At 59.7% G+C, this 24,243-nt stretch carries 24 protein-coding genes; 16 read left to right on the top strand and 8 right to left on the bottom strand.

What is annotated here, in order from left to right; translation table 11 throughout:
• Window positions 1-7: 7 nt before the first annotated feature.
• Window positions 8-1,570 carry a 2-isopropylmalate synthase gene (locus AB1E34_RS02600; protein WP_372570783.1) on the bottom strand — a complete coding sequence of 521 codons (1,563 nt, stop codon included), beginning with the start codon at window positions 1,568-1,570 and terminating at the stop codon, window positions 8-10.
• A gap of 14 nt (window positions 1,571-1,584) precedes the next feature.
• Complete coding sequence (locus AB1E34_RS02595; protein ID WP_372570782.1) at window positions 1,585-1,941, bottom strand: cupin domain-containing protein; 357 nt, start codon at window positions 1,939-1,941, stop codon at window positions 1,585-1,587.
• A 258-nt stretch (window positions 1,942-2,199) separates the two neighbouring features.
• Here AB1E34_RS02595 and AB1E34_RS02590 point away from each other — a divergent pair, with 258 nt between their 5' ends.
• Window positions 2,200-2,865, top strand: coding sequence for an SDR family oxidoreductase (locus tag AB1E34_RS02590; protein ID WP_372570781.1), 666 nt, complete (start codon window positions 2,200-2,202; stop codon window positions 2,863-2,865).
• A gap of 3 nt (window positions 2,866-2,868) precedes the next feature.
• Here AB1E34_RS02590 and AB1E34_RS02585 read toward each other — a convergent pair whose 3' ends face one another.
• Window positions 2,869-4,266, bottom strand: coding sequence for an MORN repeat-containing protein (locus AB1E34_RS02585; protein WP_372571096.1), 1,398 nt, complete (start codon window positions 4,264-4,266; stop codon window positions 2,869-2,871).
• A gap of 156 nt (window positions 4,267-4,422) precedes the next feature.
• Between AB1E34_RS02585 and AB1E34_RS02580 the strand changes: the two genes are divergently transcribed.
• The 3 genes from AB1E34_RS02580 to AB1E34_RS02570 all read left to right on the top strand — a co-directional run bounded on the left by AB1E34_RS02580 (window position 4,423) and on the right by AB1E34_RS02570 (window position 7,404).
• Window positions 4,423-6,081, top strand: coding sequence for an NAD+ synthase (locus tag AB1E34_RS02580; protein WP_372570780.1), 1,659 nt, complete (start codon window positions 4,423-4,425; stop codon window positions 6,079-6,081).
• Between the two features lie 196 nt (window positions 6,082-6,277).
• On the top strand, window positions 6,278-6,562 hold the full coding sequence (locus AB1E34_RS02575; RefSeq protein ID WP_372570779.1) for a hypothetical protein: 285 nt from the start codon (window positions 6,278-6,280) through the stop codon (window positions 6,560-6,562).
• A 221-nt stretch (window positions 6,563-6,783) separates the two neighbouring features.
• Window positions 6,784-7,404: a peptidoglycan-binding domain-containing protein gene (locus tag AB1E34_RS02570; RefSeq protein ID WP_372570778.1), complete on the top strand. Its 621-nt coding sequence runs from the start codon at window positions 6,784-6,786 to the stop codon at window positions 7,402-7,404.
• 231 nt (window positions 7,405-7,635) lie between these two features.
• Here AB1E34_RS02570 and AB1E34_RS02565 read toward each other — a convergent pair whose 3' ends face one another.
• Entirely contained in the window at window positions 7,636-8,490 is an 855-nt protein-coding gene (locus AB1E34_RS02565) for a DUF3800 domain-containing protein (protein ID WP_372570777.1), read from the bottom strand.
• A gap of 25 nt (window positions 8,491-8,515) precedes the next feature.
• Window positions 8,516-10,171 carry an energy-dependent translational throttle protein EttA gene (ettA, locus tag AB1E34_RS02560; protein ID WP_372570776.1) on the bottom strand — a complete coding sequence of 552 codons (1,656 nt, stop codon included), beginning with the start codon at window positions 10,169-10,171 and terminating at the stop codon, window positions 8,516-8,518.
• A gap of 234 nt (window positions 10,172-10,405) precedes the next feature.
• Here ettA and AB1E34_RS02555 point away from each other — a divergent pair, with 234 nt between their 5' ends.
• From AB1E34_RS02555 to dacB, 3 genes are all read left to right on the top strand, one after another.
• Window positions 10,406-10,780, top strand: a complete 375-nt coding sequence (locus tag AB1E34_RS02555; protein ID WP_372570775.1) for an MOSC domain-containing protein — start codon at window positions 10,406-10,408, stop codon at window positions 10,778-10,780.
• Between the two features lie 35 nt (window positions 10,781-10,815).
• On the top strand, window positions 10,816-11,430 hold the full coding sequence (locus tag AB1E34_RS02550) for a nicotinate-nucleotide adenylyltransferase (protein WP_372571095.1): 615 nt from the start codon (window positions 10,816-10,818) through the stop codon (window positions 11,428-11,430).
• 92 nt (window positions 11,431-11,522) lie between these two features.
• Window positions 11,523-12,998 carry a D-alanyl-D-alanine carboxypeptidase/D-alanyl-D-alanine endopeptidase gene (gene dacB, locus AB1E34_RS02545; RefSeq protein ID WP_372570774.1) on the top strand — a complete coding sequence of 492 codons (1,476 nt, stop codon included), beginning with the start codon at window positions 11,523-11,525 and terminating at the stop codon, window positions 12,996-12,998.
• Between the two features lie 3 nt (window positions 12,999-13,001).
• On the opposite strand, the gene AB1E34_RS02540 is transcribed toward dacB, so the two are convergent.
• Window positions 13,002-13,424 (bottom strand): tellurite resistance TerB family protein, encoded by a 423-nt coding sequence (locus AB1E34_RS02540; RefSeq protein WP_306196512.1) that lies wholly within the window; start codon window positions 13,422-13,424, stop codon window positions 13,002-13,004.
• Between the two features lie 144 nt (window positions 13,425-13,568).
• Between AB1E34_RS02540 and AB1E34_RS02535 the strand changes: the two genes are divergently transcribed.
• From AB1E34_RS02535 to AB1E34_RS02515, 5 genes are all read left to right on the top strand, one after another.
• Entirely contained in the window at window positions 13,569-14,945 is a 1,377-nt protein-coding gene (locus AB1E34_RS02535) for a S8 family peptidase (protein ID WP_372570773.1), read from the top strand.
• Between the two features lie 7 nt (window positions 14,946-14,952).
• On the top strand, window positions 14,953-15,174 hold the full coding sequence (locus AB1E34_RS02530; RefSeq protein ID WP_372570772.1) for a hypothetical protein: 222 nt from the start codon (window positions 14,953-14,955) through the stop codon (window positions 15,172-15,174).
• A 158-nt stretch (window positions 15,175-15,332) separates the two neighbouring features.
• Window positions 15,333-16,907 carry a lysine--tRNA ligase gene (locus AB1E34_RS02525; RefSeq protein WP_372570771.1) on the top strand — a complete coding sequence of 525 codons (1,575 nt, stop codon included), beginning with the start codon at window positions 15,333-15,335 and terminating at the stop codon, window positions 16,905-16,907.
• Between the two features lie 56 nt (window positions 16,908-16,963).
• Window positions 16,964-17,365, top strand: coding sequence for a DUF4864 domain-containing protein (locus AB1E34_RS02520; protein ID WP_372570770.1), 402 nt, complete (start codon window positions 16,964-16,966; stop codon window positions 17,363-17,365).
• A 125-nt stretch (window positions 17,366-17,490) separates the two neighbouring features.
• Window positions 17,491-19,785, top strand: a complete 2,295-nt coding sequence (locus AB1E34_RS02515) for a glycosyl hydrolase family 28-related protein (protein WP_372570769.1) — start codon at window positions 17,491-17,493, stop codon at window positions 19,783-19,785.
• A 42-nt stretch (window positions 19,786-19,827) separates the two neighbouring features.
• Here AB1E34_RS02515 and AB1E34_RS02510 read toward each other — a convergent pair whose 3' ends face one another.
• Window positions 19,828-20,622 (bottom strand): hypothetical protein, encoded by a 795-nt coding sequence (locus tag AB1E34_RS02510; RefSeq protein WP_372570768.1) that lies wholly within the window; start codon window positions 20,620-20,622, stop codon window positions 19,828-19,830.
• Between the two features lie 14 nt (window positions 20,623-20,636).
• Here AB1E34_RS02510 and parA point away from each other — a divergent pair, with 14 nt between their 5' ends.
• The 4 genes from parA to AB1E34_RS02490 all read left to right on the top strand — a co-directional run bounded on the left by parA (window position 20,637) and on the right by AB1E34_RS02490 (window position 22,478).
• On the top strand, window positions 20,637-21,269 hold the full coding sequence (parA, locus tag AB1E34_RS02505) for a ParA family partition ATPase (RefSeq protein ID WP_372570767.1): 633 nt from the start codon (window positions 20,637-20,639) through the stop codon (window positions 21,267-21,269).
• A gap of 29 nt (window positions 21,270-21,298) precedes the next feature.
• Window positions 21,299-21,619 (top strand): antibiotic biosynthesis monooxygenase family protein, encoded by a 321-nt coding sequence (locus tag AB1E34_RS02500; RefSeq protein ID WP_306196499.1) that lies wholly within the window; start codon window positions 21,299-21,301, stop codon window positions 21,617-21,619.
• A gap of 69 nt (window positions 21,620-21,688) precedes the next feature.
• On the top strand, window positions 21,689-22,096 hold the full coding sequence (locus AB1E34_RS02495; RefSeq protein WP_372570766.1) for a universal stress protein: 408 nt from the start codon (window positions 21,689-21,691) through the stop codon (window positions 22,094-22,096).
• 70 nt (window positions 22,097-22,166) lie between these two features.
• Complete coding sequence (locus AB1E34_RS02490; RefSeq protein WP_372570765.1) at window positions 22,167-22,478, top strand: DUF5665 domain-containing protein; 312 nt, start codon at window positions 22,167-22,169, stop codon at window positions 22,476-22,478.
• A 326-nt stretch (window positions 22,479-22,804) separates the two neighbouring features.
• On the opposite strand, the gene AB1E34_RS02485 is transcribed toward AB1E34_RS02490, so the two are convergent.
• Window positions 22,805-23,986, bottom strand: a complete 1,182-nt coding sequence (locus AB1E34_RS02485; RefSeq protein WP_372570764.1) for a phytanoyl-CoA dioxygenase family protein — start codon at window positions 23,984-23,986, stop codon at window positions 22,805-22,807.
• Window positions 23,987-24,243 lie beyond the last annotated feature (257 nt).

Genomic DNA, 24,243 nt, shown 5'->3' with positions numbered 1-24,243 from the left:
TGTTCACTCAGGTCAGGTCTTTATAGCTGATCTCGCGCGCGTCTGCGCCGGGGCCGGTTTTTTCGCGCCGCACCATCAGGCGGTTCAGGGCGTGGATATAGGCCTTCGCTGAGGCGACCACCGTGTCGGTATTGGCTGACTCGCCGGTGGCGATCATGCCGTCCTCGCTCAGGCGCACGGAAACGGTGGCCTGCGCGTCGGTGCCCTCGGTCACGGCGCTGACTTGGTAGAGCTGTAGACGTGCCTTGTTGGGGTGGATCAGGCGGATCGCCTTGAAGGTGGCATCGACCGGGCCGTCGCCTTGGGAGGTCTCAGACACGTCTTCGCCGTCCACCTGCATCTCGACCGTGGCTTCAGCGGGGCCGTTGGTGCCGCAGGTGACTTTCATCGAGACCAGATGCAGGTGATCGTTCTCGCCATCTTCCTCGATCCGCACCAGTGCGATCAGGTCGTCGTCGAAGACCTCTTTCTTGCGGTCGGCCAGTTCCTTGAACCGCACGAACAGGTCCTTGAGCTGGTTGTCGCCCACCTCATAGCCCAGCGTCTTGAGCTTGTCGCGCAAGGCGGCGCGACCTGAATGCTTGCCAAGCGGCAGGGCCGTGCCGGCGATGCCCACATCCTCTGGGCGCATAATCTCGAAGGTTTCCTTGTTCTTCAGCATCCCGTCCTGATGGATGCCGCTTTCATGGGCGAAGGCGTTCTTGCCCACGATCGCCTTGTTGAACTGCACCGGAAAGCCCGAGACGGTGGCGACGCGATGCGAGATATGCTTGATCTTGGTGGTGTCGATGCCGGTGTGCCAGGGCATGATGTCATTGCGCACCTTCAGCGCCATCACTACCTCTTCCAGCGCGGTGTTGCCCGCGCGTTCGCCCAGTCCGTTGATAGTGCATTCGATCTGGCGCGCGCCGCCCGCGACGGCGGCCAGCGAGTTGGCGGTGGCCATGCCCAGATCGTTGTGACAATGGGTGGCGAACACCACTTCATCAGCGCCCGGAACCGTCTCGATCAGCTTGCGGATCATCTCGGCCTTTTCCATCGGCGCGGTATAGCCCACCGTGTCAGGGATGTTGATCGTGGTGGCGCCGGCCTTGATCGCGATCTCAATCACCCGGCAGAGATAGTCCCACTCGGTTCGGGTGGCATCCATGGGCGACCATTGCACATTGTCCACAAGGTTGCGGGCATGGGTGACCGTGTCATGGATGCGGTCGGCCATCTCATCCTGGGTGAGGTTAGGGATGGCGCGGTGCAGCGGCGAGGTGCCGATGAAGGTGTGGATGCGCGGGCGCGCAGAGTTGCGCACGGCCTCGGCGCAGCGGTCGATATCCTTGAAATTGGCGCGCGCCAGCCCGCAGATCACCGCGTTTTTCGAGCGTTCGGCAATCTCGGAAACGGCGTTGAAATCGCCCTCGGAGGCGATCGGAAAGCCCGCCTCGATGATGTCGACGCCCATATCGTCCAGCAGTTCCGCGATTTCGAGCTTTTCGGCATGGGTCATGGTTGCGCCCGGGCTCTGTTCGCCATCGCGCAATGTAGTGTCAAAGATCAAGACTCGGTCTTGTGTCATGGGTCCGGTCCTACTCAAATAAAAGGTTTTGGGGCAGGGGCGCGATCGCTGTCGCCCGAGTTCGGTTCGCCGACGGGTTCGATCACCAGCACCTTGACTTCGGTCTCGGCCCGAGGCCGGTGCACGACGCCTTTTGGCACGACGACCATCTCTCCGGCTCCGAAGGTGACAGAGGGCGCATCAGCGTAATCCATGGTGACGCTCCCTTCGAGAACGAGAAAGAGATCGTCGGTGGTGTCGTGTTTGTGAAACGGGAATTCGCCCTGGAATTTCACCACCATCACGTCGTTGTCGTTGTAGCGGGCCACGACATGCGGGTCCCAGTGCGACGAAAACTGAGCCAGTTTCTCGGCAAGATTGATTTTATGCATGGGTCTTTCCTAATCCTGAATGCGGTTCAATCGGTGCGACTGCATCCCCTCCAAGCGCACGCACCGACTGCGGTCACGCTCAGAGGCAGATTAGGATCAGTAGGCCACGCAGGGACGCGCCGCATGCGGCGTGGGTCACTGGTATATCTGCGCGGTTGATCATGAGGCAAGTTTATACAGGCGCGGGAGGGAATGGGAAGAGCGAATTCGACCAAGGCGTTGCATTGACCTTGGGCTCGGCCCCTCTAGCTGGGCGTCATGGAACGGGCATTGGTGATCGGCGCATCGGGTGGAATTGGTCAGGCGGTGGAGGCTGCGCTGAGCGCGCGTGGGGTGTCGGTCGATGCTTTCTCGCGCTCGCGAGATGGGTTGGACCTGACGGATGAGTCTTCGGTCGCACGCGTACTGGGCGCACTTGATGGGGCCTATGATCTGATCTTTGTGGCCTCTGGTGGACTGGAGATTGACGGCGCCAGTCCAGAAAAGACCATCCGCGCGATCCGCGCAACTGCGATGATGGATCAATTCGCCCTGAATGCGGTCGGCCCGGCGCTGGTACTGCGCGAAGCGGCGCGGCTTTTGCCACGCGACCGGCGCTGCGTCTTTGCGGCTCTGTCAGCGCGGGTCGGTTCCATCGGGGACAATCGGCTGGGCGGCTGGATCAGCTATCGGGTAGCCAAGGCGGCACTCAATCAGGTGATACGAACGGCGTCAATCGAGTTGAGCCGGTCTCATCGCGACAGTATCTGCGTGGCGCTGCATCCGGGAACTGTCAGGACCGGGTTGACCCAGGTTTATGCGGGCGGTCATCCGAGCGTGTCGGCTGAGGTGGCCGCAGAAAACCTGCTGTCTGTGATCGAAAAGCTGGCCGCGGCCCAAACCGGGCGGTTTTTTGATTGGGCGGGCAAACCTGTCGATTGGTAGGTCTCAGCCACCATCCTTGAGCGCGCCGTTTTCCCAGGTGCCAGATTCCTCCTGTCCACCGGCATAGCGCATCGTGCCTTCACCCTGGCGTTTGCCGTTGCGGAAATTACCTTCGTAGACATCGCCATTGGCATAGGTGGCCACGCCGTTGCCGCTGATCTTGCCGCCCTGCCACTGGCCGGAATATTTGAACCCGTCGGCCATGGTGATCTCGCCCTGACCCTCGCGCTGGCCCTTGTTGTAATCGCCGGTATAGACCGATCCGTCAGGGTAGGTGGCTTTGCCCTGTCCGTGGCGCAGCCCGTCCTTCCAGTCGCCTTCATAGCGGTAGCCATCAAGATAAGTCATCACCCCGGTGCCGTGGTTCTTGGCGTTTTTGAACTGGCCGTCATAGACAATGCCATTGGCATAGATCGCCTTGCCTTGCCCCTCGATAACGCCGGCAATCCAGTCGCCTTCATAGCTTGAGCCATCGGGATAGATGATCTTGCCCACGCCATCCGCAAGATCGGCCCGGAAGTCGCCCTCATAAACCGAGCCATCGGGATAGGTGACGCGGCCCTTGCCCTCGATCTGGCCTGAAACCCAGGCGCCGGTGTAGCTATAGCCATCGGTTCCGGTGAACGTGCCCTGGCCGTGGCGCTGATCATCGGCAAAGTCACCGGTATACGTGTCGCCATTGGCATAGGTCACCTTGCCGGTGCCTTCGCGGCGGCCTTCGGTCAGCATACCCTCATAGACATCGCCATTGGGCTGCGTCAGACGGCCCTCGCCGCTGATCTGCCCATCCGCCCAGAGGCCGACATAGACCAGGCCGTCGGGCAGTTTGAGCGTGCCTTGCCCGTGCCGTTGCCCGGCCTTGATTTCGCCCGCGTAACTGGCGCCATCGGGATAGGTGATGATGCCGGAGCCTTCCTTGCGCCCCTCGACCCACTCGCCCTCATAAACATAGCCGCCGGGGCTTTGCATCACGCCTTTGCCGTGGTGCTTGGCATTCTGGAAACCACCCTCGTAACGCACGCCATTGGCATAGGCTGCGACGCCTTCGCCGTTGATGACGCCGTTCAGCCAGTCGCCCTCATAGGTGCCGCCATCGGAAAAGGTGATCTTGCCCTTGCCCTCGGGCTTGCCTTTGGCGAAATCGCCCTCGTAGATCGAGCCGTCAGGAAAGCGGGCCACGCCTTTGCCGCGAATCTCTCCATCGGTCCAGTCGCCGGTATATTCATAGCCATTGGGCAGGCGGTAGCTACCGGTGCCATGCTGCAGCCCGCCGCGGAAGGTGCCCTCATAAACACCGCCGATATCGTCCTGCTTAGTCAGAACCGGGCCTTCCTGCGCAAGCGCGGGGCTTGTTGCCCCTAGTGCAATGCCGGCGATGATGGTCCTGCGGATCGTGTTCATCTGTGCCTCTGTCTGCTCATTTCCGTGCATCGCTGCACGTGTTTCCGCAAAATTAAGTCAGGCGGCCTCCGGGGGCAATGTCTTTTGCCTCATTTGGCTTTCCCTCTCGGCGTGATCTGGTAAATGGCAGGTTGACCTTTACTACATGAGGGCGGCATGGCCGACAGTTTCCGCATCGCACTGGCGCAACTCAATCCGGTGGTTGGCGACCTTGAGGGCAACGCCGCCAAGGCTCGCGTAGCCTGGCAGCAAGGCAAAGAGGCGGGCGCAGATCTGGTCGCGCTGACCGAGATGTTCATCACCGGCTACAACGCGCAGGATCTGGTGATGAAACCGGCGTTTCATCTGGCGGCGATGGATCAGGTGCGCGCGCTGGCTGCGGAATGTGCTGACGGCCCTGCGCTGGCCATCGGCTGCCCTTGGGCCGAAGATGGCAGGCTTTATAACGCCTATTGCATCCTCAAGGACGGCAAGATCGCCAGCCGCATGCTGAAGCATCACCTGCCCAATGATACGGTGTTTGACGAGGTCCGCATCTTTGATGCCGGACCCTTGGGCGGGCCATATTCGGTCGGCAACACGCGTGTGGGATCGCCCATTTGCGAGGATGGCTGGTTCGAGGATGTCGCCGAGACCCAGGCCGAGACCGGGGCCGAATTCCTGCTGATCCCCAATGGTTCGCCCTATTTCCGCAACAAGATGGATGTGCGGTTGAACCATATGGTTGCCCGCTCGGTCGAGACGGGGCTGCCGGTGATCTACCTGAACATGGTAGGCGGTCAGGACGATCAGGTCTTTGACGGTGGAACTTTTGCGATCAACCCAGGCGGCGCGCTGGCGCTGCGGATGCCGGTCTTTGACGAGGCCATCACCCAGATCGATCTTGAGCGTACCCCCGAGGGCTGGCGCATCCAACAAGGCGAGATCGCGCCGCTGCCCGACGAATGGGAACAGGATTACCGCTGCATGGTGCAGAGCTTGCGCGACTATTGCGGCAAGACCGGGTTCGGCAAGGTGCTGCTGGGCCTCTCGGGTGGTGTAGATTCGGCGCTGGTCGCGGCCATCGCGGTGGATGCGTTGGGGCCGCAGAATGTGCGTTGCGTGATGCTGCCCTCGGAATATACCAGCCAGGCCTCTCTGGACGATGCCGAGGCCGTCGCCAAGGCGCTGGGCGTGCGCTATGACTATGTGCCGATTTCCAAGGGGCGCGCGGCGATCACCGAGACGCTTGCGCCTTTGTTCGAGGGCACCGAACCGGGCCTAACCGAGGAGAACATCCAGTCCCGCCTGCGCGGGCTGCTGCTGATGGCGCTTTCCAACAAGTTTGGCGAGATGCTGCTGACCACCGGCAACAAATCCGAAGTGGCCGTGGGCTATGCCACGATCTATGGCGACATGGCCGGCGGCTACAACCCGATCAAGGACCTCTACAAGACCCGCGTGTTCGAGACCTGCCGCTGGCGCAACGCCAATCATCGCGACTGGATGATGGGCCCGGAGGGCGAGGTGATCCGGCCCTCGGTGATTGACAAGCCGCCAAGTGCCGAACTGCGCGACGACCAGAAGGACAGCGACAGCCTGCCGGACTATCCCGAACTGGACGCGATCCTGGATATTCTGGTGGACCGGGATGGCTCGATTGCCGATTGCGTTGCGGCCGGTTTCGACGCCGAGACCGCCCGCCGGGTCGAGCATCTAGTTTATGTCAGCGAGTATAAGCGGTTCCAGTCGGCCCCGGGTGCCCGCCTGACGCCGCGCGCCTTCTGGCTGGATCGCCGCTATCCGATCGTGAACCGCTGGCGCGACCAGGCGTAAGCATACAGCCACAACCTTGGGTTTCTGTTAGCGCTTGCGGTGCAGCCACATTTGTGCCACATTTGCGCCCAATAAACTCCACATTGATGGAGAAATCGTCGCATTTGAATTGCGAATACAAAGGCTTATCTGAGCAGGACAGACGCGCGCCCGGCGGTGGGCGCGGGCAATGTGTCGAACTTCTTGGGGTTGTGCCATGACCGACGAATCCGTTTATGTTCTTGCCGAGAAAGCGGATTGGACTCACGCAAAACCAAAGAAGAAACCGTCTCGGGACGTGTTCTCGGAGCAGGCGATCCGCGCGTTCATGGACAAACATTTGAATGAGACGGCACCCTCGCCGCAAATGCGCGGGCTCAAAGCGCGCAAGAAAAAACCAAACTCCGCGACCGAGCCGGAGGTGTTCAAGATCGCGCGGCAGCAAGACGAACGCTGGCCCGGACGTCTCGGCGCGCTGCTGAGCCGCCTTCGCAGCCGGTAGGACGCGCCGCGGGCGTCATCCCGCGCGCTATGCGGTAGGTCCAGCGCCCCTTGAGAGCGGAATGGCCCTCCAGCCTGCCCCGAAGGCACAATTCCCAGAAAATCCCCCGAAACCCTCATGCAATCCTCAGCCCTTCCGCAAGCGCGGGTTTTGCGGGCCAGCTATCTGTTTTTTACCACAGCACGTTCGGCACCCTGCCGACACAGATACGGAGAAAAGCGATGAAACTGCTGAAGAAAGGCGCCAAGGGCGCCCCCGTCAAGAAAGTTCAGGAAAAGCTCAACAAATCCGGCGCCAAGCCGAAGCTGGCCGTGAACGGGGTGTTTGACGATACCATGCTGAGCGCGGTCAAGGCGTTCCAGAAGAAGCACAAGCTGAAGATCGACGGCCTAGTCGGCGACAACACCATGGCGGCGCTTGAGGCGCGGGGCAAGGCCCCGAAATGGGGCGTCAAGGACATCTCGCGCGGGTTGAAGCAATTGCGGATGAAGAAAAAGGACCTGACCACATCCCGGATCGATATTGCGGTGCTGGCGGGCGAGCATCACCAAAACAAAGAGATCAAATCAGCCTACCGGCTGTTCGACATCTCGGCCGAGACCTACAGCAAATACCTGCACCAATTCACCCGGAAGATGGAGCGGATCGAGGAGTTGCGGATGGATTTCCAGCGCTACCTGAAGGGCAAGCCGCATGAACAGAAACTGGCCGAAAGCGAGGCGCAGGACCTGTTCAAGGAGGTGCAGAAGATGAACAAGATCGCCTTGAAGCTGGAACGCATTTTTGAGCGCGACCACGATATGTTCCTGCAGAAGCTGGACGATGTGGCGGTGGCAGCGTGATAGGGGACGGGTGTTTCAGAAGTCAAATGTAGCTGATTAGGGCTGCTGACTGAGGCTCACACCCATCCCGTACTCATTGTACCCAAGTAGCTAGGTAGGCTTCCATATATAAGTTGATATTTTACCTTTAGGGTATATATATAGGCTGCGGGCAAGCGCTGGGAGTAATCCGAGTTGCCAAGCGGCGGCAGCGTCCTTTGCGGCGTGGTACAGGATCCAGGGGCCCGCACTTTACAGACTTTGAATGTATTGTTCTGATTGTGGTGGGATACTGCATCTGCGCGGAACCAGCGTGACACCGCAGTTCAAAATTCGTTTGTTTTGTTTGAGAAATCTTGGACGCAAGAAGTTGGCATATCTTGGTTCAGTATCACCATATAGATTTGGCTCAAGTGCGCTGTATACAGCGCTGGTTGCAACGTCTGCAATTTGCAAGCCCGCTCGGTTCGCATGATCTTCAACTTTTACATCCTCGGGGTTCAAAACTGACCAGTCAATCGAGCGGACTGGACGAACAACTTCGCGACCGTCGCGCATAAGAAACAGATAGTCACGCATCACCTCATAGTCTGTACCGCCTCGCTTCGAAAACGTGACGTTGACCTTACATGCGGTTCCAGTTTTCTGGCTCTTCTGAGCGCAGGCAGTAGAAACGCGCTCCAACAGGAAGCGAACCAAATAGTTATAGAGATGGCCTTTTTGCTTGAAAACACTAAGTTTCTGATCGTCAAGCTGCAACAGCGTTGGTTTGTATGATGCGATTACGCATGCTCCAAATGGTTTGTTCGCCAACGTACGCGACGCCAACACTTTTTGCTCGTGCTTCAACTTGTGAAAATGGAGATCCCGGCGCCGTTTTTGAGGGAATTGATCCATAATCTCGTTTCGCCATTGTGGCAGTAAGCGATCATTTTCCTTTGAAACAACGATGCCGCCCAGAAGGAGCCAGGATGATTGCCCGCCAGAACTAGAGTTCCTGAGTTTCCCGAAACCTTCATCACCTGCCTCGTCAATATAAACGAAGTACTCTTCCAGCTTAACCTCCTTTGGAATCCGAGCGCGCTCCAAGCGTGTGCCAGGGATCAATTTGACGCACACTCATTCGGTGAGATTACCTAACAAACTTCTTGTGCTTCAACCGCTTGGGCTCCAGCGCGTCGGGGCCCAGACGGCGCTTCTTGTCCTCTTCGTAATCCTCGAAATTGCCCTCGAACCATTCCACATGGGCGTCGCCTTCGAAGGCGAGGATATGGGTGCAGATGCGGTCGAGGAAGAAGCGGTCGTGGGATATGACCACGGCGCAACCGGCGAAATCGACCAGCGCGTCTTCCAGCGCGCGCAGCGTCTCGACGTCCAGATCGTTGGTCGGTTCGTCGAGCAGCAGCACGTTGCCGCCCTCTTTCAGCAGCCGCGCCATGTGGACGCGGTTGCGCTCGCCACCGGACAACAACGAGACTTTCTTTTGCTGGTCGCCGCCCTTGAAATTGAAGGAGGAGCAATAGGCGCGGGAATTGACCTGCGCGTCGCCCAGCTGGATGATCTCGGCCCCGCCGGTGATCGCCTCCCACACGGTGTCATTATCGGCCAGATCGTCGCGGGACTGGTCGACATAAGACAGCTCGACGGTGTCGCCCAGCGTGATGGTGCCAGCATCGGGCTGTTCCTGACCGGTCAGCATCTTGAAGAGCGTCGATTTACCGGCACCGTTAGGGCCGATGACACCGACAATGCCGCCGGGGGGCAGGGCGAAATCCAGCCCTTCGATCAATTGCTTGTCGCCCATGTGTTTCGACAGGCCCTCGACATCGATCACCTTGCCGCCAAGGCGCTGGCCGTTGGGGATGACGATCTGGGCGCGGGTGATTTTCTCGCGTTCGGACTGGCTGGCCAGCTCGTTATAGGCCTGAATACGCGCCTTGGACTTGGCCTGACGGGCCTTCTGGCCCTGCCGCATCCATTCCAGTTCGCGTTCCAGCGTCTTCTGCTTGGACTTGTCTTCGCGGGCTTCCTGTTCCAGGCGTTTGGCCTTCTGTTCCAGCCACGCGGAATAGTTGCCCTCGTAAGGAATGCCCCGACCGCGGTCGAGTTCGAGAATCCAGCCGGTGATGTCATCCAGGAAATAGCGGTCATGGGTGACGATCAGGATGGTGCCCTTGTAATCGATCAGGTGCTGCTGCAGCCAGGCGATGGTCTCGGCGTCCAGGTGGTTGGTCGGTTCGTCGAGCAGCAGCATGTCGGGCGCTTCGAGCAGCAGTTTGCAGAGCGCCACGCGGCGTTTTTCACCACCCGATAGGTTGGCGATTTCCGCATCATCGGGGGGGCAACGCAGTGCCTCCATTGAGACGTCGATCTGGCTGTCGAGGTCCCAGAGGTTCTCGGCATCAATCTTGTCCTGCAGTTCGGCCATCTCCTCGGCGGTCTCGTCCGAGTAGTTCATCGCCAACTCGTTATAGCGGTCGAGGATGTCCTTTTTCGACTTCACCCCCAGCATCACGTTTTCACGCACGCTGAGGCTTTCGTCCAGTTTCGGCTCCTGCGGGAGGTAGCCGACCTTGGCGCCCTCGGCGGCCCATGCCTCGCCGGTGAAATCGGGGTCGAGGCCTGCCATGATCTTCATCAGGGTCGATTTACCCGCCCCGTTGACGCCGACGACGCCGATTTTCACGCCGGGCAGGAAGGACAGGTGGATGTTTTCAAAGCATTTCTTGCCACCGGGGTAGGTTTTGGAAACACCCTGCATGTGGTAGACATATTGATAGGCGGCCATATCGTGTCCTCTGGGTCGGGGAAATCGGGTTGGCGAGCTAGATAGCCAAGCCGGAGAGGCGGGGCAAGCTGGTGGTTTTGTGAATTCTGCCGTCTCATGATTTGAGGTAGCCTGGCCAGGCTGGAAGAGGGCCGTGATTTGTCGCAATTGGCGAGTTTGATAACGGGTTGGAGGCAACCCGGCCGGGTCGAGTGGATCGGTTTGCGGCCAGAGCGGCGTGCGGAGGTTGTTCGTGTGGCCTCAGCCATGATTGCGGAGGATGGGTTGGAGGGGGATCGCGCTCGCGTGGGCAAGCGGGCGGTGACGCTGATCCAGCAAGAGCATCTGGCAGCGATTGGTGGGTTTCTGGGGGGCAGGCCTGTTGCGGCGGAGGTGCTCAGGCGCAATCTGGTGATCTCGGGTATCAATCTGGCGGCGCTAAAGGGGCGTGAGGTGCAGGTCGGCGCGGCGGTTTTGCGCCTTACGATAATCTGCGCGCCGTGCAGCCGGATGGAAGAGGCACTGGGCAAGGGCGGCTATTCCGCCGTCCGTGGGCATGGCGGCTGGTGCGCAGACGTGGTGCGGCCCGGGCCGGTCAGCCTGGGGGATCTGGTGCAACCTGTTGATTGACATGACGGCACAGTTCTGAACAACAGCAGAGAATGTTGCGATGCTCCATACCATATGCGCGGCCCGGGCAGGTCATCGGACTGTTCGGCGGGTCTTTTGATCCGCCGCATCGGGGGCATGTCAATGTCACGCTGGAGGCGATGAAGGCGTTTGGGCTGGACCGGGTCTGGTGGTTGGTTTCGCCAGGCAACCCGCTGAAGTCACGCGGACCGGCCCCGATGGATCAGCGGCTGGCAGCGGCACGCAGGGTGGTTCAGCATCCGCGGGTCGAAGTAACGGATATCGAGGCGAAGCTGGGCACACGCGCAACGGCGGATACGATCCGGCGCTTGCGGGCGCTCTATCCGCAGGTGCGGTTCGTTTGGCTTATGGGCGCGGACAATCTGGCGCAGTTCCATCACTGGCAGGATTGGCGCTCGATCATGGATACGGTCCCCGTGGGGGTCGTTGCCCGCCCGGGCCAACGGATCTCGGCGCGGATGTCCCCGGCGGCGCAGATCTACCGGGGCTGTCGTTTGGATGGGCAGGCGCGCCATCTGCTTGGGCAGGCGCAGGCCCCGGCCTGGTGTTTCGTCAACGCTCCGATGATTGATTTGAGCTCCACAGGGTTACGGGCCAAAGGGGCTTGGATCGCGCAAGGGGCGAGCTGATCTCGATCACAGCGGCGTGAAGTTGCAACATAAATTCCTAAAACTGCAATTGTCCGGTTGCCCCGGGATTCAGGCATCGGTTTTATACCGGCATGAGATTTCGCGTTTCAAGACGAGCCTTTCTGAGCGGTGCCGCTTCCTTGGCGGCGACCGGTCCCTCACTGGCCGCCGCGCCGAAGACCTCGCTGCGTCCACAGGCGCGGGTAAAGCGCAGCGCGGCCGAGCGGGTCATCGCCGCTTCGGGCCTGAGTGGAGAAGTGAGCTATGCGGTGGCCGATGCCACGACTGGTGAGATTCTTGAAACGTTTGGAGGTGAGGCGGGGTTGCCGCCTGCCAGCGTGGCAAAGGCGCTGACGGCGCTTTATGCCTTGGCAGCGCTGGGCCCTGACCACCGCTTTGAGACTCGCCTGATCGCGGATGGTCGCATTGAGGACGGTGTGCTGCATGGCAACCTGATCCTTGCCGGCGGGTCTGATCCGACGCTGGACACCGAGGCGTTGGCCGAGATGGCCAAGCAGTTGCGGGAATCAGGCCTGCGCGAGGTGCGCGGCACGTTCAAGGTTTATAACGGGGCCCTGCCGCATACGCGCAGCATTGATCCCGGTCAGCCCGACCACCTTGGTTATAGCCCGGCGGTCTCAGGGATCGCACTGAATTACAACCGAGTGCATTTCGAGTGGAAACGTGGCCCCAAGGGGTACGCGGTGACCATGGATGCGCGGACCAGGAACTACAAACCACAGGTCAGCATGGCGCTGATGCAGGTCGTGAACCGACGGGTCCCGGTCTATACCTATGAAGAGGCGGCGCGGCTCGATAAGTGGACCGTGGCCAGCCAGGCGCTTGGCAATGGCGGCGCGCGCTGGCTGCCGGTGCGCAAACCCGCGCATTATGCGGGCGACGTGTTTCAGACACTCGCACGGGTCAACGGGATTGTGCTGGGCAAGGTCAATGTCACGCAGACACGGCCCGGCGGGGCCATTCTGGTACGTCACAAGAGCGCACCGCTGGTCGATATCCTGCGCGGGATGCTGAAATACTCCAACAACCTCACCGCCGAGATGATCGGGATGAGCGCCACCAGCGCGCTTTATGGGCGGCCTGAATCATTGCTCGCCTCAGCAAGGGCCATGAGCGAGTGGGCCGCCGAATCCTACGGAATGCAGAACACGCTTATGGTGGATCATTCCGGGCTAGGCGATGGGTCGCGCATGGCGCCCGAAGATCTGGTGCGCGCCTTTGTGGTGGCCCAGAAGACTGACGAATTGCAGCCCTTGCTGAAGCGGTTTCCAATGCGGGATTCCGAGGGGCGCGAGAACCGTGCGCATCCGATCCGGGTGGAGGCGAAGACAGGCACGCTCAATTTTGTGTCCGCGTTGGGGGGCTATGCCACGAGGGTGGATGGGCGCGATCTGGCCTTTGCCATCTTTACTGCAAACATGGAGAAACGCGCCAAGATCGCGCGCGCCGACCGGGACGTGCCGCCCGGAGCGCGCGCCTGGAACCGCCGGTCGCGCCGGTTGCAACAAAAACTGATCGAGCGCTGGGGCGCTCTCTACGGTAGTTGAGGTTCAGACCGTGTGGCGCGCACGCGCGCCACGCTCAATCGCGGCGGCGTGCAGGCGTTCGACATTCAACTCGTAGCGGATTTCTTCCAGCAGGCGTAGCTCGGTATCGGCCAGTGACCCGTCAGCGGCGGCCACGTCGCAGGCCAGCGCATACGCGGTCTCGTTCAGCCGTTCGGGCAGGTTGTCGCGGATCAGGCCGAACAGCGCATCCAGCCCGTCAACTTGCTCGAACAGGTCGAACACGGTCTGGGACACGAAGTTGATGCGGTCGATATCATAATCGGCAAAGACCGGCAGCATGTTGACGGCTGCCTGTATCTTGACCAGTTCCGCCGTGCGGATGTTTTCGTCCGACGCGGACACGGCCACCATGATCGCCACGAGGCAATCTTGGGGCGTCATCGGATGGGGGGCTTGTTGTGTCATAAGCGGTGTCCTGCCGGGTTTTTCAATTCTGCGCAAGATACGGGGCGTTTGAAACGGGTTCAACTCTTGCCTGGTTGAATTCCGAAAATCCCTCACTTGGTGTATACTTGGCCCATTCAATAAATCCATTTGAGGAGATGCGAGATGACCGGGATACGGGTCCTTTTGGAAATAGCATCGGAGCGTCCCGATGCACTGGAAATGCATAGCGCGGCTGTGGAGGGCGAAAGCGAGGCTGAGCGTCAGGCCGCCGACCTTTTGTCCGATGTGGGAGGCGCGGGAATTGAACTGGACCAGAACTGCACACCGATTCCCATGTTTCTGGATGTCGGCGCAAGTCCGGGGGCTGATTTTATCGACTCGGTTCAGCCGTTGCACCCCGAGCTTGCGCCAGTCAGCCGTACGATGATTCTGCCCGCCGAGATCAGCCGTGAGCGGTTGGATGATCTCCGCGGGAACCCGAATGTGTCGATATGGCCCAATTCGCCGCTCACCTTGTTTTCCGCGCATGAAGCGATGGACAGCGCACGTTCGGATGGTGGAGTTGATTGCAGACCGTTTCGCGATGCGGTTGATCTTGCCGTGCTGCGTGATCTGCTGGGTACGGATATGCTGTGGGATAGCGGCTATCGTGGGCAGAGCATCGTAGTGGGAATTCTTGATGAGGGTGTGAATGGCGACGAGTATCCGGTGATCGGTGGTTTTGCCCGTCCGGGCGCATTTGTGCAGCCCGGCGCGGCGGCAATTACAAGTCACGGGTCCATGTGCGCTGCGGATGTGCTGGTGGCGGCTCCGGCGGCGCGCCTTTACGATTATCCGTTTCTGGGCATTCCCAATTCTGGTGGGGCCTTGCAGATGTTTCAGGCGGTTCTGAACCAGTGGAACATCGATGGCACGCCGCAGATCACCAACAACTCATACGGTTTTGCCGGGGTTCCCGATCCAGCGCAGGCACCAAATCATGAAATTCATGACATCAACCATCCCTTACACCGCAAGGTGCGCGAGGTGGTTTCGGCGGGCGTGGCCTGTTTCTTTGCGGCGGGCAATTGCGGGCAGAACTGTCCGAGCGGGCGGTGTCATCCGTCTGGGATCGGACCGGGCGTGTCGATTCATGCCTCCAACAGTCTGGAAGAGGTGATCACAGTCGCTGCGGTCAACAGCCGACACGAGCGGATCGGGTATTCGAGTCAGGGGCCCGGTATGTTCGAGCCTCAAAAACCCGACGTCGCCAGCTACTCGCATTTTTTCGGGAATTTCGGCCCGGGTCGTCCGGCAGGAACCGCAGCATCGGCGTTCGACAATGGTACGTCGGCAGCGACGCCAGTTGCAGCCGGGGTCGGGGCGGCATTGCTTTCGGCCAACCCGGGGCTGACGCCTGCTGAGTTGAAGCTGCTGTTGATGGATACGGCGATCGATATCGGGCGCAGCGTCGGTTGGGATGCAGATCACGGTCGAGGCGTGGTAAATGCGGCAGCGGCGTTCAGTTCTATGCGGGGCCGGTTGCCTTTGGTAGGATAGGCGCCGCATGGAGTGGTTGGTAACATATGCGGGGCCTGAAACGGATGATGAAGTCCGCGGTCGGTTACGCGATGCCGGGGCTTCCGTTGATCCACATCGCGCGACGATCCCGATGGGAGAGGCGGAGCGTGTCTTTCAGATCAGCGCGCCTACAAGTGCGGTCGGCCGGGTGCAGGCCCTGCCGGGCGTGAAGGGCGTTTACCCGAACTCTCAGCAAATTCCCTACTGACTGGGGCCGTTTTGGTTTGTTTCGCTGCCGTGTTTTCGCGCGTTGTGCGGCTTGGGGCGATTGACTTATGCTGCATCCGCACAATAGGAGATGCCGGGCCGGCTGCATGGGGCAGCCCGGCGTCGTGGCCCTGAATGGCCATCCCGATGGAGACCGATATGTCTGAACTGCGTGAAACCGCTCTTGCGTCCAAGGCCTGGCCTTTTGAAGAGGCGCGCCGGGTGCTCAAACGCTATCAGAAAGCGCCTCCGGAAAAGGGCTATGTCCTGTTCGAGACCGGCTATGGCCCTTCGGGTCTGCCGCATATCGGCACCTTTGGCGAAGTGGCGCGGACCACGATGGTACGTCGCGCCTTTGAGGTGATCAGCGATATTCCCACCAAGCTGATCTGCTTTTCGGACGATCTGGACGGGCTGCGCAAAGTGCCCGGAAACGTGCCCAATCAGGAGCTGATGCAGGAGGCGCTGCAAAAGCCGCTGACCTCGGTTCCCGATCCGTTTGGCACCCATGACAGCTTTGGCGAACATAACAACGCGATGCTGCGTCGGTTCCTGGACACGTTTGGGTTCGAGTATGAGTTTATCAGCTCGACCGAGTTTTATGGCTCGGGCCAGTTCGATGAGGTGCTGCGGCGCTGTGTCGAGCGCTATGACGAGATCATGGCGGTGATGCTGAAAAGCCTGCGCGAGGAACGCCAGCAGACCTATTCGATCTTCCTGCCGATCCATCCCGAGACGGGCAGGGTTCTGTATGTGCCGATGAAGTCGGTGAATGCCGAGGATGGCACGATTACCTTTGACGACGAGGACGGGCGCGAATGGACGCTGCCGGTCACGGGTGGCAATGTAAAGCTACAGTGGAAGCCCGATTTCGGTGCGCGCTGGGCGGCGCTGGGCGTTGATTTCGAGATGTTCGGCAAGGACCATTCCACCAATGCCTCGATCTATGGGCGCATATGCCAGATCCTGGGCACCAAGGCGCCTGAGAACTATACCTATGAGCTGTTTCTGGATGACCAGGGCCACAAGATTTCTAAATCGTCGGGCAATGGCGTGTCGATCGACGAATGGCTGACCTATGCCAGCGCCGAGAGCTTGTCTTATTTCATGTATCAGAAACCCAAGACCGCCAAGCGGATGTATTTTGACGTGATCCCGAAGGCGATGGATGAGTATCACCAACAGTTGCGGGCCTATCCCGGTCAGGACCTGAAGGCGAAGCTGAACAATCCGGTGTTCCATATTCATGGCCATAGCGTGCCGGCCTCGACGATGATCGTGCCGTTCGGGATGCTGCTGAACCTCGCCTCGGTTTCAGGGGCCGAGGACAAGGGCGCGCTCTGGGGGTTCATCCGCCGCTACGCGCCCGAGGCCAGTGCCGAAAGCCATCCCGATCTGGATCAGGCGGCCGGGTTTGCGGTGCGCTATTTCAATGATTTCGTTAAGCCAACCCGCACATTCCGGGCCCCGACGGATCAGGAACGCGAAGCGCTGGAGGCGCTGCGCGCCGAACTGGCGGCCTATGATGGCCCGGTCGAGGATGAGGCGTTGCAATCGGTGGTCTATGCGGTCGGGCGCGACCGGTTTGATCCGCTGCGGGGCTGGTTCACGGCGCTTTACGAGGTGTTGCTGGGGGCGAGCCAGGGGCCGCGGTTTGGCGGGTTCATCGCGCTTTATGGTGTGGAAGAAACCATTGCGTTGATCGACAAGGGGCTGGCGGGCGAGCTGCTCTGACCTTTGACGCGCTAGCGCGCCGGGCTACCCTTTTGACCTGAAACGGAGGGAAGCTTATGCGTCATCTGATTTTGTCCCTGATCCTTGGACTGGGCCTGTCGCTGTCGGCGCAGGCCCAGAACGATGAGATTCAGTCCAATATTCAGGCGCAGATCGACGCCTTCAAATCGGATGATTTCGCCACGGCCTTTACGTTTGCCAGCCCCTCCATCCAACGCCTGTTCGGGACCCCGGAAAACTTTGGCGCGATGGTGCGCAATGGGTATCCGATGGTGTGGCGGCCCGCCGATGTGCGCTTTCTGGAGTTGCGCGAAGTGTCGGGCCAGCTGTGGCAGAAAGTGATGATCACCGACGCGGCAGGCAATCTGCACGTGCTGGACTACCAGATGGTCGACCTTGAAAACGGCTGGAAGATCAACGGCGTGCAGATACTCGATGCGCCGGGGTCTGCGGTGTGAGGCAACACCACCGTGACGGTGCGCTAAGCCGAGTTTGACCTATCCCGAATATCCCTTTGAGCAACCGGGCTGCGCCCCGGATTGGGTTTGCTGTGCGCGCAGGCGCGTTTGGGAAAGGGATCGGGATGAACAAGGCAATCACGGACGGGATCGTATTCATGCCTCCGGCATTCAGTGCGGGGCTGAATGTCTGGTCGAGCGGAGACGGCAGGCCAGGCTCGGGGACATATGCGAATGCGCCGAATGCGGCTTTTGTTCCAGCGGATGCGGATTTCGGCGGCTGTCTGGAGATGCAGAAGACCACTGCCACGCAGAAGCTGCGCTATATGGGGCAGACCCCCTTGCTGCCGGGCTGTTACTTGCGCGTGCGTGCGCGCGTGAAAGCGATCTCGGGTACTTTGCCCACGGTGCGCATTGCCGGTTGGGCCGGTGGCGCGGGTGAGGCGCAGGTAACAGGTATTCCCACCAGAGGACCGGCAGTGGCGCTGACAAGTTATGGCGAGGTTGTCGAGGTTTCTGCGATTGTTGGTACCGGGCGTCGAGACGGCGTCGATCTGCCCTGGGGAAGCACCGCCATTTTCGGGCATTTCGGAATCAATCTGGAGGGGTCCAATGGCGGGATTGTCCGGATCGACGATATCGAGATCGAAGATGTCACCGGCTTCTTCTTGCGCGACATGATCAACGTGGTCGATATCCGTGACTATGGCGCAGTGGGCGATGGGGTCACGAACAACAACGCGGCATTTGCTGCGGCGGACGCAGCGGCGGATGGACGGCGCATATTGGTGCCCGAGGGCGTGTATCATCTTGCCGACTCGTTGGCGCTGTCCTCGGAGGTTGAGTTCGCGGGTACGGTGACGATGCCGACGGCTCAGACCTTGGTGCTGACCAAGAATTTCGATCTGCCCAGCTATATTGCAGCCTTTGGCAACGAGGAACTGGCGTTTCGCAAGGCGTTTCAGGCGTTGCTGAATAACTCTGACCACGAATCGCTGGATATGGGCGGGCGTAAGGTTTCAGTCACTGGTCCGATCGACATGCAGGGGGCGGTGCCGAACCGTACCAGCTATGCGACGCGGCGCATCATTCGGAACGGGCAGTTGGATGCGGCGCCCAGTTCGGCCTGGGATACTCAGACCTTTGTATCGCAATGCACCTATGACCCCTCGTCGGATAGCCGCAAGCTGCGAAATGTCGCAAATATCGCAAATATTCCGGTTGGGGCGCTGGTCACCGGAAACGGGGTTGGCCGAGAGGTCTATGTGCGGTCCAAGAATGTGGGCGCGGGTGAGATCACGCTGAATACGTCGCTTTATGACGCGGCAGGCACGCAGAACTTCACCTTCAAGGCGTTCAAGTACCTGCTGGATTTCAGCGGCTTCAGCCAGCTTTCGAAGTTTGGAATGCAGGGGATTGAATTTCAGTGCAACAGCAGGTGCAGCGCGATCCGGCTGGCGCCAAGTGGCATCATCTTCAATGTCAGTGATTCCTTCATTTCGCGTCCCAAGGATCGCGGTATCACCTCGATTGGCGGTGGCTGCCAGGGGATGCTGATTGATCAATGTCAGTTCTTGTCTTCTGAGGACGCATTGAACGTTGCTGACCGCAGGTCGATTGCCTTGAACGTCAATGCCAACGACGTCAAGTTGCGCAACAATCGTGCGACGCGGTTTCGGCATTTTGCGGTTCTTGGCGGCTCCAATCATATTGTTCTGGGTAATCACTTCTTTCAGGGCGACGGGGTGGCGAACGGGACCCGCACCGCTGGCCTTGTGTTGGCCAATACCTATGTCAGCACAAGCCTGGTCGGCAATTACGTCGATAACTGCTATATCGAATGGGCTAATGAACGGGATGCGACGCCGGATTACAATTCGGAGTTTTCGTTCAGTGCGCTGAGCATCACCGACAACGTGTTCCTGTCGAGCGATGTGGCGCCCTGGTTCAGCTATATCGTGGTCAAGCCCCACGGTGTCGGTCATTTCCTGAACGGAGTAACCGTCACCGGCAACAAATTCCGCAGCACCAACGGAGCGATTGATCGGGTTGAGCGGGTCGATACCAGCTTTGCCGGATTTGACTATAGCCGGTTCAAGGACGTCCAGTTCAACAGCAATTCCTTTCATGCGATTGAGCACCAGGTGGCCAACCCGATCCGGGTGCGGCACACCCAGTCCGGCGATGCCAAGACCTGGACCGTCGACCCCGGTGAAAAGCTGCCATTCGGGGCGAGGGCACGCGCCGTCGATTCCGTGGTGCCGATCGGGGCGGTGGTCAACTGGACCGGCGCGGCGAACCACGGAATGCCTTATGTGCTGCTTGAGCGTGGGTCAGACCGGAACAAGGTGGATGTGGTGTGGCAAACCGCCGTGCACGGCACTGCCGATGTCCTGGTGCGTATCGACAAGGACAAATGAGTGCGACGCTCGGGCGGCGGCGCCATGGTGTCGCCCGAACGCTCAGAAATTCCGCCAGAAGCCAAACTTGAGACCGAACCCGCCAGGATGCGCAGAGCGGCGTTCAACCCCGATCAGCAAGCGCGTGCCTTTTTTGCCACGAAGAAGCAGAGCGGAAGTGACGGTCCAGTAAAGCTCATCGTTTCGGACATGGGCCGTTTCGAGTTGCAGTAGCGGATTCACAAAACGGTCAGCGGACATTCCCAATGTAAGATCGAATTTGCGGATCTGCTGGCCGATACCGGTTCGGTATTCCAGTGCGGCGTCCGCTGCAACCCATGCCGGGCCGAGGCCGGTGGTAACACCGCGACCATAAGAAAACGTGACCTTGTGCATCGCCGCTGTCCGGCCCAGCCTGTTATGCGCGCCAGTGCCAAGTTCGATCGCAAAGCGATTGCGCCAGCCCGGCGGCGAGAGCGGCAGGCGGGCAAAGACGAGGGCGTGGCCGCTATTTCCGGCCCGGTCATTGATATCGATGCCTAGCGTCATGTGGTTCAGCAACCCGTATTCGGCGTAGATTGCGCTACGATATTCGACTGCTTCGTCCCGTTGGTATCCGGTTGTGGTTGCGGACAGAAAGCCGCCGCGTTTTTCTTGCAGCCACGCGCCCGCGCTCCCCGGTGTTGCACCACCCAGGACCATCAGCCATATCAACAGAGTTCGGATCGTCAGCGCCATCTTCCGAGAAACTTCGTAAACCTTGGTTAACGAGTGGTTATCGCGAGAAGATCGGCGGGCGATCCGTGACGTTTTGTGCATTGCTCTGCATCGGTTGATCGCTAAGCTGCCCCATAACATCTAGGGGAGGACGCATGGGTCACGTCATCACAATCGCGCAGCAGAAAGGCGGCTCGGGCAAGACCACGATGGCCGTCAACCTCGCTGTTGCCTTTGCCCGCGCCGGCAAAACCGTGGCCCTGATGGATACCGACCCGCAAGGCTCTGCCGGGCGGTGGTTCATGACCCGTGTCGAAGGCTGCGACGATCCGGGGCTGGAGTTTTCCACCGCCTCGGCCTGGGGCGTCACCTATGAGGTGCGCAAACTGGCCGATTCCCATGACATCGTCATCATCGACACACCGCCCAAGGCCGACAGCGATCTGCGTCCCGCGCTGCGGTCCAGCGATCTGGTGCTGGTGCCCGTGGCGACCTCGCATCTGGACCTCTGGGCGGTCGAGACAATCCTGGATCTGGCCAACCGCGAGGGTCGGCCTGCATTGATGGTCATGACCCGCGCCCGTCCGGGCACGAGACTGGACGTCGATGTGACCGCAAGAGCCTCAGAGATGGAGGCGGATGTCGCGGATGAGGTGCTGGCGAACCGTGTGGTCTATGCCGAAACGCTGGGCAAGGGCAGTGCGGTGCTTGAAGCGCCGAAAGGACCGGCCCATCAGGAAGTCACTGGTTTGATGCAGGAAATCGAGCGCAGGCTGCAAAAGCTGTGATAAACTGAACATCAGCCAGGGAGGAGCCCATGCCAACAATTTCCAAATCCGCAACGGTTCAGACCGTCATAACCACCTTCGAAATGACCCCTGGCACCTGCCAGGACCTGCTTGAGGCGCTGACCGAAGCCTATGCCGAGTTCATCTCGAAACAGCCCGGCTTTGTCGCGGCGGGCCTGCATGTGAACGATGCGCAGACCCGGATCGCCAATTACTCGCAATGGCAAAAGCGCGAGGATTTCCTTGCCATGCTGCGCACGCCCGAGATGCGCGACCGCAATCGCCGCATTCACCAGCTCTGCAAAAGCTTTGAGCCGGTGATGTATGACGTTGCCGAAACCTTCAATTGACCTGATTTGAATCAAGGCCGCGAGGGCAGGGGTATCCCACCATGATGCGGGTCAGTGGAGGGCCCCGTCATGTATCACAATATCCTTGTCCCGATCGCTTTTGAGGCAGAGCGCGATGTCTCTGGCCCGCTTAAGCTTGCACGCTTGCTGGCGACACCCGGCGCCCGGATCACGTTGTTGCATGTGGTCGAGCATATTCCGGCCTACGCCGTCAGCTACATTCCCCCCGATTACATGATCGAAATGCGCAAGGGGCTACAGGCCGACCTGGATGCCAAGGCCGCCGACCTGCCAAATGCAAAGGGAGTGTTGATCGAAGGTCACGCCGGGCGATCGATCCTGGACTGGGCCGAGGTGAACAAACCCGATCTGATCATTGTCGCCTCACACCGGCCGGGGATGCAGGACCTGTTGCTGGGCTCGACCGCCGCCAAGATCGTGCGGCACGCGCCCTGCGCCGTGCATGTGGTGCGCTGATAGCAATTGCGCGCCCGCCCGTTTGACGACAGATTGAGCGCCGTGCCGGTGTCGCAACAGGAGAGCGCGCATGACCGATGGTGTCGAACAGGAATTGCGTGCCTTGCGCGAAGAGATCGAGCGTTTCAATGGCCACCGCTTCGTTCAGGTGCAGAATTCGCTCGGCCGGATGCTGTTTCAGGCGCTGCTGCGCGGGATGGCTGTTGGGCTGGGCACGGTGATCGGCGCTTCGATCCTGGTATCTGTTTTGGTCTACATCCTAAGTCAGATCGACTTCGTGCCGGTGATCGGGGACTGGGCCAAGGAGATTGCCGAGGAGATCAAGGTCCCCAATGGCGAGAGCGCGTCTGATACCCAAGCTGGCGCGTCCGGCGCGGACTAATACTGCGTCGCTAAGTCCACCCTCATTGTCGTCCAAAGAGAGACAATTGTTAAGATTGCACGCAACTGTGTTCCAGATCACAGACATTGCAGCCTCTGCGAATCTATCTTGGCGGTGTTGTTATTTTCAACATTTCAGATGGGGGCAAAGCCATGCATTCTTCCAAGCACACAGCCGCCCCGGGTCGGCGGGGGGCGCATTATTGTACGCTAGATAGTCCGACCACATTTGTTGCTCGCGTCAGGCATTTTCTGCTGCGCTGTTTCGATATGCAATATCGGGTGAATCAGCAGAACAGCCGACAGGACACTGCGACGCGGCAACGATTACAGTAACGACGCCGATCGGCGTTCAGCCTGTGCATCAAGTGCGGCCCCGAATTTTTCGGGGCCCCATTTTTCGTCCAAGGCCTGCCGCATCAAAGCAGCTTGGGTCTGCGGCGCCAACCCGCCCACAGGGGGGTCGCGATCGAGGTTTGTCGAGAAGGAATAGCCATCCGCACAGGCGGCAATAGCGGCATCTACCTGATCTGGTGACAGCGCAAGCTGACCGTCCAGCAAAACCGGATAAAGGCGTTTACACATTGCCATCCGATCGATTTTCTCCAGCGGAATGCCAAGTGCCGACGAGATCTGCAGCAGGTTGGCCGCGCGCTGAATATCGGTGCTGGTATTGGCTCCAGCGGCATGAAAGAGCGCCGGGTTGAAAAAGAGCGCATCACCCTTGCGCAGCGGCAGTTGCACATAATGCTCTTCAAAGGCCTGTCGAAACGCGTCAAGCCGAAAAGCCAGATAGCCGGGCCGGTAAAGCTGCGAAAATGGCAGCAATTTTGTCGGGCCGCTTTCCACCGGCATATCCGTATGGGCGATGGCGCCCTGCAGCGTCAGGGCTGCCGACAGATCGTGAACATGAGCCGGATAAGACGCGGCCTGTTCGGCAGTCATGAAACCCAGATGGTAATCCCGATGCGCTTCCTGCGCCGCACCGCCCGGGCGCACGACATTCAATTGCGCCGTCATCTGATAGTTCGGTCCAAGCCAGGCCTCGCAGACGGCAGCAATTGCGGGATTGCCGAAATAGGCGGCAAATATGGCCGGGTCGCGCTCGCAGAGCTTTTGCAGCGTGTTCCAAACCCTGTCATTTGCCCCGGCTGCAGCAAAATGGTCATGCCCCGAGCCCGCTTCGCGTTCCTCAAGAATGACCTCTTCATAGATCCGCGTCGCGGCATCAATCGGAGCAGTCTCGGGATAGGCGCCGCGCAGCGCCACAACCCCCGCCGATTGCCCCAGAACCCACCCCCATTCGGTCAAGAGAGCACAGCGGCCCTTTGTGTCATTCAGGACGGGGGCAAGTTCGGCCATGTCGTAGACGGGAATATTGTGGGCCACCTCGGCCGCATGGGGCACATCATGCGAACCCAGCTGCTTGGTGACCAGAGTGAGAAACTCCGAAATGTCGCATGCTGCCGGATCAAAGAACCCGGTTTTTGATCTGGTTGTTTGCTCCATGGTCTCATCCCTCAAATGTCATTCCTTGCGTATATCGGTCCGGACGGTCCAGACCTTGGCGGCTTTGGGGATTGTTACCATCAAAGTTGCATGTGTCACGGTTGATCCGCGCTGTCTTACGACTCGGGATTTTGGTTTGGGTGTTTGTTCTGTGTTGTTTTGGTTAGGTTTTCATTGATTTTGTTGGTTGTATTTTGTTGTTAGTATTCTGATATTGTTTGATTTTTTGTGTTTGTGGTTTGATTTTGTGATTTTTT

Origin of the sequence: Ruegeria jejuensis (assembly GCF_041537905.1) — a bacterium.
GTDB lineage: Bacteria > Pseudomonadota > Alphaproteobacteria > Rhodobacterales > Rhodobacteraceae > Ruegeria_C.
This window is presented reverse-complemented; position numbering and strand designations above follow the sequence as displayed.

Bases quoted from the DNA above. Each gene is read 5' to 3' on its own strand.
- AB1E34_RS02500 (WP_306196499.1), top strand. From the start codon at position 21,299: ATGCCAACAATTTCCAAATCCGCAACGGTTCAGACCGTCATAACCACC.
- AB1E34_RS02595 (WP_372570782.1), bottom strand. From the start codon at position 1,941: ATGCATAAAATCAATCTTGCCGAGAAACTGGCTCAGTTTTCGTCGCAC.
- AB1E34_RS02540 (WP_306196512.1), bottom strand. From the start codon at position 13,424: ATGACACAACAAGCCCCCCATCCGATGACGCCCCAAGATTGCCTCGTG.
- AB1E34_RS02600 (WP_372570783.1), bottom strand. From the start codon at position 1,570: ATGACACAAGACCGAGTCTTGATCTTTGACACTACATTGCGCGATGGC.
- AB1E34_RS02495 (WP_372570766.1), top strand. From the start codon at position 21,689: ATGTATCACAATATCCTTGTCCCGATCGCTTTTGAGGCAGAGCGCGAT.
- AB1E34_RS02490 (WP_372570765.1), top strand. From the start codon at position 22,167: ATGACCGATGGTGTCGAACAGGAATTGCGTGCCTTGCGCGAAGAGATC.
- AB1E34_RS02525 (WP_372570771.1), top strand. From the start codon at position 15,333: ATGTCTGAACTGCGTGAAACCGCTCTTGCGTCCAAGGCCTGGCCTTTT.
- AB1E34_RS02520 (WP_372570770.1), top strand. From the start codon at position 16,964: ATGCGTCATCTGATTTTGTCCCTGATCCTTGGACTGGGCCTGTCGCTG.
- AB1E34_RS02585 (WP_372571096.1), bottom strand. From the start codon at position 4,266: ATGAACACGATCCGCAGGACCATCATCGCCGGCATTGCACTAGGGGCA.
- AB1E34_RS02515 (WP_372570769.1), top strand. From the start codon at position 17,491: ATGAACAAGGCAATCACGGACGGGATCGTATTCATGCCTCCGGCATTC.
- AB1E34_RS02535 (WP_372570773.1), top strand. From the start codon at position 13,569: ATGACCGGGATACGGGTCCTTTTGGAAATAGCATCGGAGCGTCCCGAT.
- AB1E34_RS02530 (WP_372570772.1), top strand. From the start codon at position 14,953: ATGGAGTGGTTGGTAACATATGCGGGGCCTGAAACGGATGATGAAGTC.
- AB1E34_RS02570 (WP_372570778.1), top strand. From the start codon at position 6,784: ATGAAACTGCTGAAGAAAGGCGCCAAGGGCGCCCCCGTCAAGAAAGTT.
- ettA (WP_372570776.1), bottom strand. From the start codon at position 10,171: ATGGCCGCCTATCAATATGTCTACCACATGCAGGGTGTTTCCAAAACC.
- AB1E34_RS02510 (WP_372570768.1), bottom strand. From the start codon at position 20,622: ATGTTATGGGGCAGCTTAGCGATCAACCGATGCAGAGCAATGCACAAA.
- AB1E34_RS02580 (WP_372570780.1), top strand. From the start codon at position 4,423: ATGGCCGACAGTTTCCGCATCGCACTGGCGCAACTCAATCCGGTGGTT.
- parA (WP_372570767.1), top strand. From the start codon at position 20,637: ATGGGTCACGTCATCACAATCGCGCAGCAGAAAGGCGGCTCGGGCAAG.
- AB1E34_RS02590 (WP_372570781.1), top strand. From the start codon at position 2,200: ATGGAACGGGCATTGGTGATCGGCGCATCGGGTGGAATTGGTCAGGCG.
- AB1E34_RS02485 (WP_372570764.1), bottom strand. From the start codon at position 23,986: ATGGAGCAAACAACCAGATCAAAAACCGGGTTCTTTGATCCGGCAGCA.
- dacB (WP_372570774.1), top strand. From the start codon at position 11,523: ATGAGATTTCGCGTTTCAAGACGAGCCTTTCTGAGCGGTGCCGCTTCC.
- AB1E34_RS02575 (WP_372570779.1), top strand. From the start codon at position 6,278: ATGACCGACGAATCCGTTTATGTTCTTGCCGAGAAAGCGGATTGGACT.